The following is a 17,577-nucleotide window of genomic DNA, read 5'->3' as shown; positions in this document are numbered from 1 at the left end:
TTGCCTTAACTGTGGGTCTGCTGCGCCTCGCTATAATCGAGGCGATCGCGGAAATATTGCCGATACAAATCGCAGCGCGGCGTTACGTCATTTCCTTGCAGATGCACTAATCCCATGCTATGCAGTTTAAATGCAGTGGTGGCTTCTAAGCGCATCGGCGCGTACCCCGCACTGACGACTTTTTCCATTGCAGCGGCTAACTCCGGATGCTGTTTTAAATTCCACAAATGCCGTCGCAAATGGTCCCCGTAGAGTCCGGCTTCGGTGGGGCAATTTTGCAACAAATCGGTGAGGTTTGTATCTTGGCGGGCAATGTGATAAAGCGCCAACCGAACTAAATAGGGATGCCCGCCTACCATTGCCATTAATTGCGAAGTTTGGTTGGCTTGCCAATCCAGTCCGTGCAATCGGGCTAATTCATAAACCTGCTGCGGGGTAAATTCGGGCAATTCTATCGGCAATCCTACATTAAACGGGGATTGGTTGATATCCATCGGCACGTAAACTTCCGTGGAATGAACCACGACTAAGCGGAGTTTTTTCCAAATGTCGCGGTTTTTGGCGTCTTCATGCCACGCGCGCAATAACCCAAAAAAATCGGCAGCAATTTCGGGATGTTGAAAGATGCAATCTACTTCATCTAAACCCAGGGCGAGGGGGGTGGAAATATTTTCCAGGAGATATTCTTCAAAATAGGCGGTGCAGTTATCTTTGCTGCCAAAAATTTCGTCCCAATAGTCGTTTAATTGGTTGGGTAAACGCAGGCGACGCCCCACGCTGGCACAAAACCACTTTAAAAATCGGTCTAGGTCGCTGAAAACTTTGCCATCGGCAAGTTGAAAGCTTAAGGGTACTGTGCGATAGCCTTCTTTGGCTGCATGATGCAAAATTCTCGCCATGAGGGAGGTTTTTCCCATTTGTCGCGGCGCTTTAATTCGGATTAAGGAACCGGGTTGAATTATGGTTTCGTAACAGCGCGCTTCGATGGGAGGGCGATCGATATAAAAGACTGAGGCTAAATCTACTTGCCCTTCGGGTAATTCGGGAACCGCTACGGGCATGGGGGGTTTGTCTAAACTGTCCCAGGTTTGCGGGGTTACGGGTCGGATTTCTTCGGTGGTTTCTGGGGTTGCGCCGGCGGCGAGAAGCTGCAGCACTTCTTCGATTAAGTTGGGGGTGTCTTTGGGGGAATTCCACTGGCGCTGCTGGATGCGATCGAGGTATCCGCGCAGGTTGTAATTTAGGGGAGAATCTAGGGAAAAGTTAACCCGAATAGGGAGAATTGTGGGTTGGTTGGTGTTGCGAGTGTCTCGCAGTTGTTTGGCGCGCCTCACTTCTTCGGTGACCATTTCGCTGGTGGCGGATTTTTCGGACAAAAGCAGCAATAAGTAATCGCAGGTTTGCAGTTCTCGATCGATGCGCGAGGCCCAATGTTCGCCGATTTTAATGCTTTCGCCAGCCATAAAGGTGTGATGTCCGGCGGCGGCTAAGGCTTGGGAAAATTCTTGGGCGAGGGCGCGATCGGGGTCTTGGGCGCGATAGGATATGAATACGTTTTGAGTGAGGGTGGCTTTGGAAGAAGCGGGGGGTAATATTTGGTAAACGGGAACCGATTCGGTAATGCCTTTGAGATTTCTCAACCCTAGGTAGGTGACGCTCATGTTTAAGCGATTTTTTACTACGTCGTAGACGGTTTGGGATAGGCAAATTCCCCCCGGCGTGGCTAAGGTTTGCAGTCGCGCCGCCATGTTGACGCCATTGCCCATCACGTCGGTCCCGTTGAAGTAAACATCGCCTAAGTGAATGCCGATTCGATGTTTGAGTATGTCGCGATCGCTTAATTTTTCTGCCGCACAAATCAGTTGTTTTTGGATCTCAATGGCGCTTTTTACGGCTTTCTCTGCACTGACGAAATACATTAACAATCCATCGCCTAAAGATTTGAGGACCTGCCCCTCAAATTCTTGGCAATATTTGTTCATTAAATCGAAATCCCGCTGGATTAAACTCAGGGTATGGGTTTCATCCGCTGCCATTTTTGGGGTAAAGGACTCTACGTCGGTAAAAACAATGGCCGCCAGAGCACTTTCTCCTCTCAGGGTGGGGGACATGGCTGATTTTTCTGTGGGATCCATAGGCGAGTGTCTTCCGTGTTCCGGACTATTATCGACGATTGTAGCGCCTCGATTTTACTCCCTGTTTGCCGCTTTCTGGCAGAGGTTAAGGTAAGATTAATTTTTGGGGGGTGGCACTCCCGTTCCCGTTTTCACTGGAGTTCCCGAAACTCCCCCTACCGCGATCGGGTTTACCTGCATTTTGTTGGTAATTTGTAATTTATTGGGGCAAAGAACAGTATATTTAGGCGGGGGATTGAAATCGCGCCTGGGCAAGTTAAGTTCGCCTACGCGGACTAATTGTGTTTGTCAGAAGTATATGTGAGGCAACGAGGTTATACTATATGAGCCCACTCGGTTAACTCGGTTGCTGAGGGGGTGAAGGGAATGGAGGTGGCGCGATCGAGCTTGGTCATAAAAAAAACCCCTTCGCGTGAAGGGGAGTTTTGTTGTTACAGGGAGTGCAGACAAATCTTTGGCTGCTATGTTTCACTGTAGCGAGACCCTGTGACATCACCATGACATTTCTATGAAGTTGCAATGACAAAATAGCGCGATCGCCGCTATTGCTCCCTCGGAATCGCGAATGTCTCCTTCCCTATCAACCGCTTAAGCGCGATCGGCATCGGAAATGCCCAACACTTTCGAGCAACTCGGACAAAAAAAGATTAACTTGCGAGAGGCTAACCAACTGGTTGCAAAAAGGTCTTTAAATTTCACCTCCATGATTTTTGCCTCACAGTGAGGACATGTCGGATAGTCCGACTCCTCCGCCTTTACATATTTCATTCCAACCCGCTCCTGCAATTTTGCATTCAATCTAGCGCGATAATGGCCGCGCGTCAAGACCGCAAACCCTGCCTAAATTCCCGCCGAATCCAAAACCGCGAGAGTGGTTCCGGGATGCTCCTCACTGGGGGAAATTTATGACAAAATAAAATAACCCACCCATCTGTAGGAGAATCTGTTATGTGCGATACCTTTGTGGCGTTACCCGATGCCACCGTCAACGGAGATGTTATCTTCGGGAAAAACAGCGATCGCCCCGCCGGAGAAATTCAAGAAGTTATCGTCATTCCCGCCACCACCCACTCCGACCCTTGGGTGAACTGCACCTATCTCAAAATTCCGCAAGTGGAAACAACCCATGCGGTAATTCTTTCCCAACCGCGCTGGATGTGGGGGGCGGAAATGGGCGCGAATGAATGTGGCGTCGCGATTGGAAACGAAGCGGTTTGGACCGTGGAACCCTACGAAAATAGCGGACTGCTGGGCATGGATTTAGTCCGCTTAGGATTAGAACGCGGCGAAACCGCTTTTGCGGCGCTCGAAGTCATCACCGACTTGCTGGAAAAATACGGTCAAGGGGGCAATTGTGCCGAAGATTTCGCCATGAATTATCACAATTCTTTTCTCATTGCCGATAAAGATGAAGCCTGGGTATTAGAAACGGCGGGACAATATTGGGTGGCGCAACGAGTCACCGAAAAAACGCGATCGATTTCTAACGCTTTGAGCATCAGAAATGCGGGAGACTTGCGTCATCCCGAGGTAATTTCCCATGCTATTGACAGCGGATGGTGCCGCGATCGCGCCGAGTTTGATTTTGCCAAACTCTTTTCTGCGGGAGGCGTGAGCGACTCTTTGTCCCCCCATTCCCGCGAAGGGCGCGTCAGACTGTTGTGCCAGCGTCACCAAGGTCAATTTACCCTGGAAACGGCCCAGGGGATTTTGTGCGACCATGAAGGGAATATTTGCATGCATGGCGCATTTGAAAGCGCCGGTTCGCAAGTGTCTTCTCTCAACGCACAGGGCGGCGAACATTGGTTTATCGAACAGCCGTTTCCCTGTCAGCAAACCTATCGCCAAAAACAGTTTGCCTTGGTGGAAGCCTGAAGGCAACCCCCGAGGGGGAAAACCGATTGCGGGTCTCCCCTGGGGTCAGGATGCGTGGGGCGCGCCCCAGGGGGGCAATCTCGCCGCAAATTATAATCCCGCCAGAGAACCTCTGACGGGATGGGATTAATAAGGATTTACTGAAAAGACCTTTGGCGGTCTGTTTTATCTGCACCACAGTGGGTGCGGTAAGTTATGCTTCTACTGTAGCGGACCTTTTGAGAAAAAACTGTCAATCTTGCGACAGAATTGCCACTCTATCTTTCGGAATATTTGCCGAGTGAAGCTAGGGGTATTGAGGGATACCCTCGCCCCTTGCCCGCAAAGAAAAAGCGATCGCCACCACGCGATCGCCAGATAACGGAGTTTTCCTATACCCAAATGTACTACTGTTGCCTCAAAACAGCATCAACCGTGCTGTTGAGAGAGTTCCTCTCGCCTCTGCGCCCCGCGATCGTCACATCGGAGACCTTGATGGGCGCTCATCGAACTCGTGGCGGTGGATCCGCCACTGCAGAAGCTTGGGGAACTTTCTCAGTTTAGTCTAGACACTGCCACTCAACCACCGCGCCGTTGCTGTGCCACTCTGGCAATTGGTCTGGCGAATTAATCATTATAGATTTCAGGTGGTCAATGCCTACCCTCCGACGGTTATTTTATTTAGTGAATAATTGCAAATTCTCAATTCCCTTGCCGACCTTAAATAATCCCTGAATTAATGCAACTAGGGTTAAAGCCACAAGTATAGCGACGATGGCTAAGGGTTTTAATTCCACATAATTTTCGGTAACTGCACGATATAACAAAGTGGCAGTAATCGGCAGATTCAACAACAGCGCGGTTGCCAAACCGGGCATATATTGGCGGAAACGGGCAGTGGCGATCGCGTGGGGAAAAAACACATTTACCAACATGGCAAACCCATACCCTGCCAGCAAATAAGCCCCGAGACTGCCTTTCCCGCCTAAAGCGGATAAATAGGCCAGAAAATAGGCCAGTCCCGTTAAGACGATCGCGGCCAATCGAAAGGGAAATTTCCCCACCGGATGAGGCCATCCACTGAATTTCTGAGACCACTGCGGAAACCACAAGCCTTCCTCAAGATTGTGCAAAGTCACGGCAATCGCAAAAAGCCATTGCAAATTGTTAAAACTCATTGACTTAATCTCCGAATTGGTGTAGTTTAAATTATTCCTTTGAGTTATTCTATCGGCTTTCCAAATCAGGGGTGAAAAGTTGAGAGCTTTCCAACCTTACCCACCCCGTTAACCCCGGGGGGAGGAACCGAAGCGATCGCGTTTTTCCCGCGCACCATAAAATGTGCCAAACCCGGGTTGCGATCGCCCGCCTGCGAACCGTCAAATCGCCACCGGAGAATTACCCACCATGCTTGTACCCCGCGAACAGTTTGCGATTACCACCACCCTGACTCCCGAGGAAGTCCGAGAAAGACTCTCGGAAGTGGTCGAACCGGTTAAACTGGTGAGATGGCGGTGGCAGCGTTCCGAGAAACCCTATCAAGGCGTTGTCAACGAGCGATCGTTTCGCATCAGCCGCATCATCAAATACCGCAATTCCTTTTTGCCCATCATTCACGGGGAAATCCACCGTCATTATACTGGCAGCGAAGTCATCATTCGCATGCAATTGCAGGAATTCGTACTCGTGTTTATGATTGTTTGGCTGGTCGCCGTGGGTGGATTTGGCTTGTTATTTGCCCTCTCCTCGATCGCCGAAGCTCACTTCGACTCCGCCATTTTCATTCCGGTGGGGATGTTCGTTTTCGGCTACCTGCTTAGTACCCTCGCCTTTCTCGCCGAAGCGCGTCATTCTAAAAAATTTTTAATTCGCCTGTTGAGTCGGTGAAGGGTTAGCTCAAGCGGGGAGATGAACCCGCGCCTCTGGTTTCGGGAAAGCGGGCGTGCGGTTTTTGGCCTGCAATTCATCCATTATAATAAAAACCACCGGGGTTACTCAACCCCGATCGCCGGGAATTTCAGCCTGCAAAAGCTCTGAAACTCTCTCGGTTTTCATCCATTCAGTCATCGTTAATTTGCCCCAGTTATGTCACCATCCAATCAGTCTGCACATCCCGATCGCCCAAGCGCCAACGCCCACCGGAAAAAAGGGAAATCCCTGCCATCTAAGTATATCATTCGACTGGGAAAATTTGTCTGGACCACCATGTGGCAGATAATGATGTCGAAAATGGCTCCTCGCGATCGCGACGGATCCTACGTTCGCCCCGCCAGTGAGTTTAGAGGCGCGATCGGAACCGAAGCGGGGAACCCCTTCCCCCCGGAATCCGGGCGCTATCGCTTGTTTGTCGGCTTGGGATGCCCTTGGGCGCATCGCACATTGGTTGTGAGAGCACTCAAGGGTCTCGAAGATGCGATCGCCGTTTCGGTGGTCTCTCCCTCGCCGAATGAGGGCATTTGGGTACTCGATCTCCCGGAACAAGGTTGCCACACCCTTCCGGAACTGTACCAACTGGCACAACCGGGATACAATGGTCGCTGTACCGTGCCGGTACTCTGGGACGATCGGCAACAGGCGATCGTGAATAACGAAAGTGCCGAAATTATCGTTATGCTTAACGCTCAGTTTGACGAATTTGCCACTCACCCAGAACTGGATCTGTACCCGGAATCATTGCGCGAAGACATCGATACCTGGAACGAAAAGATTTACCAGAGTGTCAACAACGGCGTCTATCGCTGCGGCTTCGCACAAACCCAAGCCGCTTACGATAAAGCGTGCGACGAGTTATTCGCCACCTTAGATGAAATCGACGCCGCATTGGCAACCCGTCGCTATCTTTGTGGCAACATACTCACTTTAGCTGATGTGCGGCTGTTTACCACCCTGTTTCGCTTTGATGTGGTATATCACGGACTGTTTAAATGCAATCGGCGGCGGATTCGCGACTACGACAACCTCGGTCCGTATCTGCGCGACTTGTATCAGCAACCGGGAGTAGCCGATACTTGCAATATCGAAAGCGTGAAGCGCGACTACTACGGAAACTTATTTCCGCTCAATCCTGGGGGCATTATTCCCAGCGGCCCGGATGTGACGAACTTGATGGAACCCCACGATCGCGATCGCTTCAGTTCCGGTTCCGTCTTACAACCGCAGTAACTCCCTCTTCGGGTGGGGCGCAGGGTTCCACCCCACCCCTCACCCCAACCGAGGGCTTCACCTGCGGCTGGAATGCGATAGGATTGACTCAAATCTAGAGAAAATCCGAGGGAACTCCCCAGGTGACTCCGAGACCAGACGATTCCAAACCCACACCGAGACAAACCAAGGGCGATCGCGCCGACTTCATCCCCGGCGGTCCGGTCAGCGCTACCGGATCGAACCTTGTGGATCCTATCACCGGCAGACATGCCCTGGACGTCCTCTACGAACAATTTACCAAACCCCCAGTGGATTGGTCCCTCAAATCCAACGACCCTTCCATTTATCTGCGCCATAAACCCGGGCAAATCCTTCGCGGCGGCTATCAAGTGGAAACCGTATTTGAAGACCCTCCCACGGGATTTTATGCCGAAGGTCGCGTTTGCTTGCACCGCAATTTTCCCCCGGTGTTAGTGATTCGGGGATTTGGGTCTTGGTATCCCGTCGATCGCGTGTTGGAAGACACCCCCGATGTGTTCTTTGCCCGACTCGAACGCCAATTCAACTCCACCGAAACCACCGGGGCGATCGCTTGGCTGAAACACTATCGCGATCGTCACCAACCCGCCGATGTCACCGGCGAAAGTTTGGGCGGCAAAATCGCCCAGCAAATCGCCGCGTATTATCCCGATTTAATTCGCTCTACCGTCACCTTTAATCCCTTGGGAATTTCCCCTAAATTAATTGCCAATTCCTCCGCCAACAATGTATTTCATTATTTTACCTTGGGAGAACGCTATGCCTTTTGGGCCAATGGGGGCGATTTCCTTCCCGGCAAATTTTACCAAATTTCCAAACGCGGTCAAAAAAGCTGCCGATATAAACTAGCCGAAGCACTGGTTCGCAAAGCACCGTTTCCCAAAAAAAGGCATATTATTTGTTATCCCTCTTTGTTTATCGTGCGAATTGTCCTGCTTGCTATCTCGCAATTAATTTTGCTAAAACGGCACAACGGACTGATTTTAAATGCGCGCCAACCGGTGGTGATGCAAATCGATCGCAGCCAATTGCCCTCGTCAAGCAACAGCCCATGAAACCGCCCCTGGGTCAGGGGGAGTTTTTGCCACCAAACCCGCCGACATGGGCAAATTCAAAACGGTTTTTCTGCATACCTGATTCTGGATCTTCTGTGGAAAGGATAAGAGGCTGCAAAAATTAAAGATTATTTAAACTTTTGCTTCGCGCAATCCGCCGTTTTTTGGGCATCCTAAAGATACACACCGGGCATTGAAAATCGGAACGCAAACTATGAAAATAACCCTCGGCCAATTTACCCGAAAATCCCTCGCCTTTGCGGTGATTCTGCTGACGCATACCGCCTGCATCCGTTCAACGGGGAGGCCGAAAAATGTCATTTTGTTAATTGGAGATGGCATGGGAGTCGAACAGGTAAAAGCGGCGGGAATGTATGCCAATGGGGAAGCCGGCAGCCTGTCATTTGAGGACTTTCCCTACCAAGCTCAAATGACCACTCATTCCGCATCCCATCAGATAACCGATTCGGCGGCGGGGGGAACCGCGATCGCCACTGGGATGAAAGTCAACAATGAAACGATTAGTATTGCGATTCCCGGGGACAAAACCGAACTGAAAACCTTGTTAGAATACGCGCAAGAACGCGGGAAAAGTACCGGGTTAGTGACCACAACCACTATTACCCATGCGACTCCCGCCGCATTTGGCGCGCACGAAATTTCTCGTTACAACGAAGCGGCGATCGCGAAAGATTATTTAACGCAAACTCGTCCGGAAGTTCTGTTTGGCGGAGTAGCGGAAGGAATGACGCCAACTACCGCAAAAGAAGCGGGTTACAAGGTCATTACCGATGCGCCACAAATGGCGGCGATGGACACCGAAAGCGTCACCCGGGTTTCCGGACAATTTGCCGAGGGTCATCTCCCGTTTGAATTTGACGGACTCGGTTCTGCACCCCATCTTTCAGAGATGACCGCCACGGCGTTAAAGATATTGGATAACGACCCGGATGGGTTATTTTTAATGGTTGAAGGGGGCAGAATCGACCATGCCGGTCATCAGAATAATATCGAACGGAACGTGACCGAAACCGTGGAATTTGCCAAAGCCGTGCAGGTGGCATTTGACTGGGCAAAAGGGAGAAAAGATACTTTAATTATCGTGTTATCCGACCACGAAACTGGCGGATTAAATGTGTTAGAAAATCGGGGAAAGGGAGAATTTCCCCAGGTGTCTTGGTCTACTCCCGGACATACGGCGGATCCGGTGCCGGTTTATGGATGGGGGAAGAATGCCCACTACATTGAGGGAGTTATCGATAATACAGAAATTTTTGCGATCGTGACTGTAACTGTGGAATAGATTGACAGTTTTGGGGGAGAATTAAGCCGTAGGCGAATTGGGCTGGGATAGGTCATCGGCTGCGCCCTGGCGAAAGCGTTGGGCGTCGATAAATGTCACCCCAGCAGCGGTAGCCGCTTCGCAATCTTCGGGTCGATCGCCGGTCATAAAACATGCCGATGGATCGGCATGGTATTCTTTTAAGGCTACCTCTAACATTCCCCATCCCGGCTTGCGAAACGCGGAAGCATAAGTGGCGTTCTCGTAGGATTGAACCCGATAGTGGCTCTTTTGTAACCAAACCTTGTAACAGGTGTGGCCTTTAAAATTGGGACAGAAAAAAATGCAGTCCATTTTCGGGAATAGGTGGAGGAGATAGACCATTTCCTGGATGCAATCTTCCAGGGTTTTATGTCCGGCTTCCACGCCGGCTTGGTTGGTGATGCCCACGATCGCATATCCTCGAGTGGCGACCTGGGCGATCGCTTCCGTGGCCCCCGGTAGGGGACGTTGGTCTTCCGGATGGTTGACATATTGGGCACCGCTGGCAGTTTCGATGAGGGTTCCGTCTTTGTCGGCGAAAAAAATTGGAGTCATACAGGGGAATCAAATTGCAGATTTTAGATATTATGTCATTTTTGGACAATCGCGAGGCGATCGGTTCCTGGCAAGGATTTTGAGCCATCTGCGCCCTAACGCTGAGAGGAATTCAGCCATTTGGCGGAGGATCTGCCTTGACCCCTAACCCCATAATTGCGATAACAAAATACCTTCGCTTGTTTTCACTCCAGTTTCCCAGACTGGGGTTTTTTTTTGGGGTTTCAGTGATTCCACGGAGGGCGTTTTTCTGCGATCGGCCAAATGGCTGAGAGGGATTAAGCCATTTGGCTGATGAGATACCTCAAATCTCTATGCCACGATAAGAGTATCGAGAGAGGGAGAGAACTCGCTAAAGGATAACCCCAGTTATAGTGACTGGGGTTTTTGCTTTGGGGGAATCCGGGCTGTTATTGGCGCGATCGCCCATCGCCAGACAACTCAGCTGCCCGGTCATCGGCGATTTTTATCCTAAAATCGCCTTTCCAGATGGGGTTGATTTGTAGCATATTTTCCCAGCTAAACCAACCGCTTTAACCCGAGAATTCCCAAAGGGAAAAGGCGCATAATTTTCACAAAAAAAACCGCTTCAGAGCGAAGAATTAACGGCCAGTGAAAACCCGTCCTCACCCAGTTGGGGGATGACAAGTGCCTTGGGGTTGAGCCATACTATTAAATAAAAGAAATTTCCTGGCTCTTACCCCCGCACAGGGGGTTTTTATTTCATTGAATTGACTCGTGTAAATTCCCGATTGATAAACAAGCGCAATCTCCCGAGGGGAGGCGCGCCATCCTCAGAAGTCTCGACTGTGGTGCCAGATGAGAACCCCCCAACCCGATGGCGAGCCCCACAATAGCCGAGCCGAACGGGGGAAATCATGGAGAAAAATTTGCGATCGCAGCGCAAAAAGGAATAGATAAATTTTACCCGCACTCGGAAATTTAAGCATCAAAAATTTTGCTGTAGATATTTTAAAATTGCATCATTACTCGGGGGTTAGGAGCGCGGCGATCGGGCGAAGGCGATCGCCTACGAATCTGGAAATTTAACAATAAGCAACCGTCAATCGACTAGATTCACAGAAAGATTGTTCCAGTTTTAGAAAAAACTCCATTTAATATGGACAGTTTGCCCCGTATGAGCCACAATCAATGGACGTACCATGAGAGGCAAATTATGCGAATATTGCTGGGCGGACTGTTGACCAGCTTAGTGTTGTGGGCATTGCCAGTACATGGACAGGTCTCCGACGCCCAGATCGTGGCACTTGTGGAGGCGCTGCGGTTGGCAGCACCCACGACCACCACAGAGGAAGATGGATTGTACAGTCCCTGGAAAATCAAACCCTCGAATATCCCGCGCTGGTCTCGCCTGTGCATTGGCGAGGAACTGACTCCCGAACAATTTGTTGCCGATTTAACCAAAGCGCGCCACATTCTGGTCTGCGTGATGGAGGACGTATTGCGTCGGGAATATCCCCTCAGCGATAACGATGAAGCTTTGGCGGTGCGTCGCGCTGCTGCGTGGTGGGTGGCGGGGGATCCTTCCCTTTACAACGCCGGCGAGATTGCCCTCTATACCCGCAAAGTTCTGGACCTGTACCAGAATCTGCGGGCATACCCGGGGGATTTTGTACCCAACCGCGAAGCAAATAAATAAATAACCGCCAATCCGAAATCCGTCCCCACTCGGCGGCAAAATCTCGGTGGAAATCGCAATCCAGGGTGCCTACTCAGTTAGAATCGAACGCTAAGGGATTTGGCGGATGCGATCGCAGAAGCGATTAGCGATCGCCACTCGCTTCTCATCTCTCTGGCCCGTCTGCGCCTTGCTGGCAATATCGGTTTGCTGGATTTGCACAATCGGGCGCAGATCCTCCCACTCGCCCCTCGCCACTTCACCCCTCATCAGAAGCGGATTGCGGCGAACTCAAAATTTTGAGCGAGAGCATTTGAACCTTTTTTGACCTCCCCCGGTCTAAACCCAGCGACATCAAACAACCTTGAGGGCCACCTCATCGGTGCGATTTTTCTCCGGAAACTCGATCCGGATGCAAAAATGCCCGAGGTTGTGATTCTCCTACCCGATTCCCAGATTGGGTCAAAACTGTATCCCCATGACCACCATTTTAACTGTGCCAGGGAAAGAATCCACAGAGGAGTCATCGGACAAGTGTTTGGTAGAGCGTTGCCAACACGGCGATCGCGAGAGCTTCCGTCATCTGTACCGACGCTATCACAGCAAGGTGCGCTCTACTCTGCATCAGCTATGCGGCGCTTCGTCCCTGGATGACTTGGAGCAAGAAGTGTTTCTGCGCGCCTGGAAAGGGTTGCCGAAACTCAAACAACCGGCTCATTTTTCTACCTGGTTGTACCGCATTAGTTGGAATGTGGCGCAAGATCGCCGACAGGCATTTGCCAAGCAGCGTGAGGAAAAAAGGCGATTGATAGCGGCTATACTACCAAATAGCCACGGCGATCGCCACCCCGCCACTCCCACCCCAGATTTGATGCACTTGCACTATCAAGATTTAGTGCAGCGCGGACTGGAAACCCTCAGTTTCGACCATCGCACGGTGTTGGTATTGCACGATTTGTCCGATCTGCCACAAAAACAAGTGGCCGAAATCGTGGGGGTGCCGGTGGGAACCGTGAAATCGCGTCTGTTCCACGCGCGATCGGCAATGCGGAAATTTTTGCAAACCCAGGGAGTGCAATTATGAACGAACAATCCAGCGATCGCGATCGTCTCGTGGCGTTTCTCCAGCAACATCGCCCCGAACCCCCACCACCGGCAGGGAATTTAGAAGCGCGAATTATGGCAAGCACTGCCAACTCTCTCCCAACCCCGACCACGAAGCCAAAACCCTATCTGTGGTTGCTTCCTCCCGCCCTCGCTGCCGGATTGCTGTTGGTGTGGGGCAGCTATAAAACCCTCGCCCCACCCCCACAAACAGCCACGGAACTGGCTCAAATAGAGGCGTTTATGGAAAATACCTGGGATAACGTTCTTGAAGATGCACCGGAAGGTGAGTGGCTGTTCCCCAATGAGGCGATCGCGGAATAGTCGGCGATCTCTCGCCGTGATTTTCCCCTTGCCTGCCCTCACTCCCCCACTTAAACTCTCGGGGAACTTTTGATTATCATACTCTGTCACGTTTGTCAAGCCCGCTAACCGGGCAAAATTGGAAAAATTGGAGTAAATTTTATGCTTTTACGTCGCGTTGCAATTCTAACCGCTTTAATGCTCGCCCTCAGTGGCGCTGCTGCTTACGCAATTCCACAACCTTTGCCCGAACAAGTGGTGGCGCAACGTCCCGGAAGAGGAAATCGCGGTCCCCAAGGGGGCGAACAACGGTGGATTCAGCAACTCAATCTCACCCCAGAGCAACAACAAGATATTGAAGGCATTCGCGATCGCTACCAAAACCAAATGACCCAGAGACGAGAGCAAATGCAGCAAGCCATGAGCGATTTGCGACAGATGATGAGCGCCAATGCCAGCGATCGCGATTTGCGCTCCAAACATAACGACATCATGCAAATGCGTCAAGAAATGGGCGAAATGCGCTTCGAGCAAATGTTGGCCATCCGCAAGGTTCTCACCCCAGAACAACGCGAACAATTCGCTCAATTCATGCAAGAGCGCCGGTCCAATCGCGGCAACCCCTCGGGAAATCGTCCCGGCAACCGCCCGGGAAATCGTCCCGGTAATGGCGGCGGACTGAACCGTGGCGGCGGTAATTCTCCCATGTTCGATAACGATGACGACTTCTAAATCTGTCTCGTCATTGTCCATTGACTCGTTCAGCGCACATGTGGGAAACGCCAATTCGTAAATTTTTCCTCGGATGCGAGGCGATCGCTCCCCCATGCAGTGGTCAGTCTATCCCATAATTGGCAAGCGCGATCGCCAGTTTTCACCCATCAACAATTTACCTAAAACGTAGGGACAGGGCACTGCCTTGTCCTTACTGCTTTTTTGGGAAATGGTACAATTTTCACCGATGAATCTAGCCAGGAAAATGACTTATATTTATTTGCATGGGTTTGCATCGAGTCCTCACTCTGCTAAAGCAACCTATCTGCGCGATCGCTTTTCCGAACTCGGCATCAACCTCCAGATTCCCGATCTCAATCAAGGGGATTTTTCTCGTCTGACTTTGACGCGACAACTGCAACAAGTCGCTGCCGAATTTCCGCCCCCACCCACACCCGTAACCCTCATCGGATCGAGTTTTGGGGGCTTAACCGCCATGTGGTTAGCCCAGGGGTCTGCCCAAGTTCAACGGTTGATTTTACTGGCTCCTGCTTTTCAATTTCTGGCGTATTGGTTGCCGAAATTGGGAGCACAACAGGTGCGACAGTGGCAGGAAAATAATGCGATCGATGTTTATCATTATGGAGAAGGGCGCAAACTGCCCCTGGAGTATGAGTTTGTCCGCGACGCACAACAGTATCGCGAAGGAGCGCTAACGCGCGAAATTCCTACGTTGATTTTGCATGGAAACGCCGATGAAGTGGTTCCGGTGCAAGCTAGTCGCCATTTTGCCACCTCTCGTCCTTGGGTGAATTTCAGAGAACTCGACAGCGAGCATGGGTTGGGAAATGCGATGCCAGAAATCTGGCAGGCAATTCAAGAATTTTGTCGGTTGGATGGCGTTGAACCTCTGCAATCGGGGGATTCTTTTGTATAATTCACGGGAGGAAAGGCGATTCGATGGGGGTTTTGTTTTTTATACAAACAGAGGCGATCGCTCCCCGACTGATGGGCGCATCTGGGGATGAATTCTTTTAACCCCTTTCTTCCATCCAGCTTTGAATCGCCCGCTCCACATTGGGTTGATTGGCGCGAAACCCTTTCAGAGGCGCTTCTAGCCGCGCATCAGTTTTATAAGCGACTCACCGAGGGGTTTCGACTTAGTATTCGCGCATCGGTAATCCAAACCCCCGTCAGAAACCAGGTTGCCTGAATTACAAATTAACAAGACACAATAAATTCTAGAAACTTCCGGTCTCTTTCTGTAGCGGTTAGAAACGGGATTGCTTCACGGAGGTGGTTCGTCATTAGCAACTCGTTCGAACCACAAGCTCAGATCGAGTGGATCTAATGCTGAACTGAGGCCCTAGGTCGCGATCGTGGGGGGATCCTCCCGGATCCCCCCACGATCGCTTTCCCCATTGCCAATTCCCGCGTCAAAAAACCCAGGCCCACCCGCGTGCTCCCCGACATCCCGTACTTGCTGTCAAAAAAATGACAGGGAAATTTCCGTAGATTTACCGATCGCTTTTTTGGCAAAAGGTTCTTTCCCCCTAAACTCCCTTCATTTTTCCTTAAAACTTCCGCAAATTAACTGATGTTTTCTTGACAATCTATCGGTTAGAACTATAAATAGAGAAAACTCTCGGTTCATCCATAACGTTAACTTAACCTAGGGTTAAGCCAATAACGCAGATAATCGGGGGTAAATCTATCTTCCGAAAAAGGGGTTAAGAGGATAGAAAAATAAAATATTCCCCCAATCAACTCCCAGCAAAGCTGTGGGTGTAGTTGGGGAAATAAATAGCCAAAAATTTTCATGTTTTTTTTGAAAAAAACGGGAACCATAAGTTCTCAAACAAGTCTGAGAAATCAAGCCAGTTTGGCGATTAAAAACCGAGGGCTGACATGAAGCCAATCGGACATCAGGGGATGAGCATCTAAGGCTGAGACAGCCGCTAAGTATGCGAATCGAAAATCAATCAGGGAGACGAATCATGCCAGAAGACAACACTTTCAATCAAACCGATGATGCAGTGGAAACCACCACCAATTCCGAAATTCCGATTAGTGATGACTATGGAGTATTCTTAGTCGGAGAAACGGGACAAGTTACCCTAAATTACCTTTATGATGGCGGGGCATATAAAGGCGAAGTGGCCTTTTTCAGCCTCAAAGACATGGAAGAACTCGAACCGGGTTCGCCAGAATTTATTCAAGAAGCAGCGCGCCGATCGCTCAGCAACAGCGAAGACGGGCATGTGGTAATAAAAGACCCGAGCGAAGGAGCGCAATTTACCGAAGAATTAATCGGCGACTATCATAATACCGATGCGGAAAGCTACGCAGGGCCGAAAGAGTTTTCCATGCGTCCGGGGGATGAATTTGCGGTGATGCTGGTCCCGAACTCCACCGTAGAATCCCTATTAGACAATCCAGAACTCGACGGAGAAAACCGTCCCCTGTTTTCCTTAGCAACCGCGAATCCCGATGATGGATTGCAAATCGGACAGATTGCCGACCTCAGCGGCGAAGGTAGCGCCTTTGCGATGGAAGATTTGCGCGTAGATAATGGTTCGGACAAAGATTATAACGACGTTATCTTCCAAATTCGCGGCGCGATCGGCACAGCAATTCACGTGGATGAGATGATTGCAACCCAGAACGATTGGCGCGACACCGAGGAAGGGGAGCAATTACAAGGCGAAATCGAGGAATTTCTTGCCCCGAGTGTGGTGGAATCCGACGAGTCAGAGGCGGAAGAAGAGAGTGCGGAAGAGACGTTAGAAGACACCGCAGAAGAGACGGAAGAAGACACCGCAGAAGAGCCGATCGCCGATTCAGAAGACATAGAAGGAACCGAAGCAGAAGACGACCTCGCCGGGTCCGAAGACAGTGACACCATCCCCGAAACCGTCGGACCGTTTGATTCCGGATTCTTTGTTGTCGGAAACAGTGGCGAAGTGAATTTCAACTTCCTCTATGACGGTGGCGGATTTAGCAACGGCGAAGTGGCCCTGTTCGATATCGAGGGAATGGAAGAGCTAGAACCGGGGTCGGAAGAATTCATCAAAGAAGCGGCGCGGCGATCGCTCACCGATTCGCAACTCGGTCATGTGGTGATTCGAGACGCCGAAGAAGGAGCGCAGATTTCCGAAGGCATTGGCGACGCCTTTAACGAGGGCGAGTATCAAGGCGTCAAGAGCGTTTCCATGACACCGGGCAGTACGTTTGCGGTGATGCTGGTGCCCAATGGCAAGGTGCAAGATCTGTTTGACAATCCCGGCGCATCCGGTGCCAAACGTCCGCTGTTTTCCCTCTCCACCGCGAATCCCAACGAATTCTTCCATGTGGGACAAGTGGCGGATCTAACGGGACATGGTAGTGCTTTCGTGATGGAAGACTTACGGGTAGATTCCTCCGAAGGTTCCGATAAAGACTATAACGATATCATATTTCAGGTAACGGGAGCCACAGGGTCGGCAATTTCTCTCGATGAATTAGTTGAGGAACAAAGTTTAGATGCGGTTCGCGCGTGGCGCGAGTCGGAAGAAGGTCAGGAGTTCCTCGTGGAAGTCGAACAAGTTATCGCCGAAAGCATCGAGGCACAAGAGGATATCGAAGGGTCGGAAGGCGACGATGATATGGAAGATTCCGACGATGATATGGAAGATTCCGACGATGATATGGAAGATTCCGACGATGATATGG

At 50.7% G+C, this 17,577-nt stretch carries 17 protein-coding genes; 12 read left to right on the top strand and 5 right to left on the bottom strand.

The annotated features are described in order from the left end of the window. Nucleotides 1–5: 5 nt before the first annotated feature. The gene (locus AC0QH1_RS06485) at nt 6–2,135 is read right to left on the bottom strand and encodes an AAA-like domain-containing protein (protein ID WP_324630142.1); all 2,130 of its coding nucleotides are present in this window, start codon (nt 2,133–2,135) and stop codon (nt 6–8) included. A gap of 588 nt (nt 2,136–2,723) precedes the next feature. Beyond that, the gene (locus tag AC0QH1_RS06480) at nt 2,724–2,903 is read right to left on the bottom strand and encodes a hypothetical protein (RefSeq protein WP_324630141.1); all 180 of its coding nucleotides are present in this window, start codon (nt 2,901–2,903) and stop codon (nt 2,724–2,726) included. Between the two features lie 180 nt (nt 2,904–3,083). On the opposite strand from AC0QH1_RS06480, the gene AC0QH1_RS06475 reads away from it, so the two are divergent. After that, the gene (locus tag AC0QH1_RS06475) at nt 3,084–4,010 is read left to right on the top strand and encodes a C69 family dipeptidase (protein ID WP_324630140.1); all 927 of its coding nucleotides are present in this window, start codon (nt 3,084–3,086) and stop codon (nt 4,008–4,010) included. A 249-nt stretch (nt 4,011–4,259) separates the two neighbouring features. Continuing rightward, entirely contained in the window at nt 4,260–4,553 is a 294-nt protein-coding gene (locus AC0QH1_RS06470) for a hypothetical protein (RefSeq protein WP_324630138.1), read from the top strand. 113 nt (nt 4,554–4,666) lie between these two features. Here AC0QH1_RS06470 and AC0QH1_RS06465 read toward each other — a convergent pair whose 3' ends face one another. Continuing rightward, nucleotides 4,667–5,167, bottom strand: a complete 501-nt coding sequence (locus tag AC0QH1_RS06465; RefSeq protein ID WP_324630136.1) for an HXXEE domain-containing protein — start codon at nt 5,165–5,167, stop codon at nt 4,667–4,669. Nucleotides 5,168–5,330: 163 nt separating this feature from the next. Here AC0QH1_RS06465 and AC0QH1_RS06460 point away from each other — a divergent pair, with 163 nt between their 5' ends. The 4 genes from AC0QH1_RS06460 to AC0QH1_RS06445 all read left to right on the top strand — a co-directional run bounded on the left by AC0QH1_RS06460 (nt 5,331) and on the right by AC0QH1_RS06445 (nt 9,530). After that, on the top strand, nt 5,331–5,876 hold the full coding sequence (locus AC0QH1_RS06460) for a hypothetical protein (RefSeq protein WP_324630135.1): 546 nt from the start codon (nt 5,331–5,333) through the stop codon (nt 5,874–5,876). A gap of 198 nt (nt 5,877–6,074) precedes the next feature. Then, the gene (locus AC0QH1_RS06455; RefSeq protein WP_442957288.1) at nt 6,075–7,151 is read left to right on the top strand and encodes a glutathione S-transferase family protein; all 1,077 of its coding nucleotides are present in this window, start codon (nt 6,075–6,077) and stop codon (nt 7,149–7,151) included. A 122-nt stretch (nt 7,152–7,273) separates the two neighbouring features. After that, a complete protein-coding gene (locus tag AC0QH1_RS06450) occupies nt 7,274–8,227 on the top strand; it encodes an alpha/beta hydrolase (protein ID WP_324630134.1) in 954 nt (317 codons plus the stop codon). Nucleotides 8,228–8,441: 214 nt separating this feature from the next. Then, nucleotides 8,442–9,530, top strand: coding sequence for an alkaline phosphatase (locus AC0QH1_RS06445; RefSeq protein ID WP_324630133.1), 1,089 nt, complete (start codon nt 8,442–8,444; stop codon nt 9,528–9,530). A gap of 21 nt (nt 9,531–9,551) precedes the next feature. Here AC0QH1_RS06445 and AC0QH1_RS06440 read toward each other — a convergent pair whose 3' ends face one another. After that, nucleotides 9,552–10,106: an HAD-IIIA family hydrolase gene (locus tag AC0QH1_RS06440; RefSeq protein ID WP_324630132.1), complete on the bottom strand. Its 555-nt coding sequence runs from the start codon at nt 10,104–10,106 to the stop codon at nt 9,552–9,554. Between the two features lie 1,177 nt (nt 10,107–11,283). On the opposite strand from AC0QH1_RS06440, the gene AC0QH1_RS06435 reads away from it, so the two are divergent. Beyond that, nucleotides 11,284–11,766 (top strand): hypothetical protein, encoded by a 483-nt coding sequence (locus AC0QH1_RS06435; RefSeq protein ID WP_324630131.1) that lies wholly within the window; start codon nt 11,284–11,286, stop codon nt 11,764–11,766. A gap of 90 nt (nt 11,767–11,856) precedes the next feature. On the opposite strand, the gene AC0QH1_RS06430 is transcribed toward AC0QH1_RS06435, so the two are convergent. Beyond that, entirely contained in the window at nt 11,857–12,015 is a 159-nt protein-coding gene (locus AC0QH1_RS06430) for a hypothetical protein (protein ID WP_324630130.1), read from the bottom strand. A gap of 208 nt (nt 12,016–12,223) precedes the next feature. Here AC0QH1_RS06430 and AC0QH1_RS06425 point away from each other — a divergent pair, with 208 nt between their 5' ends. The 5 genes from AC0QH1_RS06425 to AC0QH1_RS06405 all read left to right on the top strand — a co-directional run. Next, nucleotides 12,224–12,829, top strand: coding sequence for a sigma-70 family RNA polymerase sigma factor (locus AC0QH1_RS06425; RefSeq protein WP_324630129.1), 606 nt, complete (start codon nt 12,224–12,226; stop codon nt 12,827–12,829). Continuing rightward, nucleotides 12,826–13,173, top strand: a complete 348-nt coding sequence (locus AC0QH1_RS06420) for a hypothetical protein (protein ID WP_324630128.1) — start codon at nt 12,826–12,828, stop codon at nt 13,171–13,173. The genes AC0QH1_RS06425 and AC0QH1_RS06420 overlap by 4 nt, the downstream gene beginning before the upstream one ends. 141 nt (nt 13,174–13,314) lie before the next feature. After that, nucleotides 13,315–13,884 carry a Spy/CpxP family protein refolding chaperone gene (locus tag AC0QH1_RS06415; protein ID WP_324630127.1) on the top strand — a complete coding sequence of 190 codons (570 nt, stop codon included), beginning with the start codon at nt 13,315–13,317 and terminating at the stop codon, nt 13,882–13,884. Between the two features lie 247 nt (nt 13,885–14,131). Next, the gene (locus AC0QH1_RS06410) at nt 14,132–14,803 is read left to right on the top strand and encodes a YqiA/YcfP family alpha/beta fold hydrolase (RefSeq protein WP_324630125.1); all 672 of its coding nucleotides are present in this window, start codon (nt 14,132–14,134) and stop codon (nt 14,801–14,803) included. Between the two features lie 1,060 nt (nt 14,804–15,863). After that, the coding region (locus tag AC0QH1_RS06405) for a DUF4114 domain-containing protein (RefSeq protein ID WP_324630123.1) at nt 15,864–17,577 on the top strand (1,714 nt) is incomplete at its 3' end.

Source organism: Phormidium sp. CCY1219, from assembly GCF_055795085.1.
Note: the sequence above shows the minus strand (reverse complement) of the source record. Positions and strands in the feature narration are given on the sequence as shown.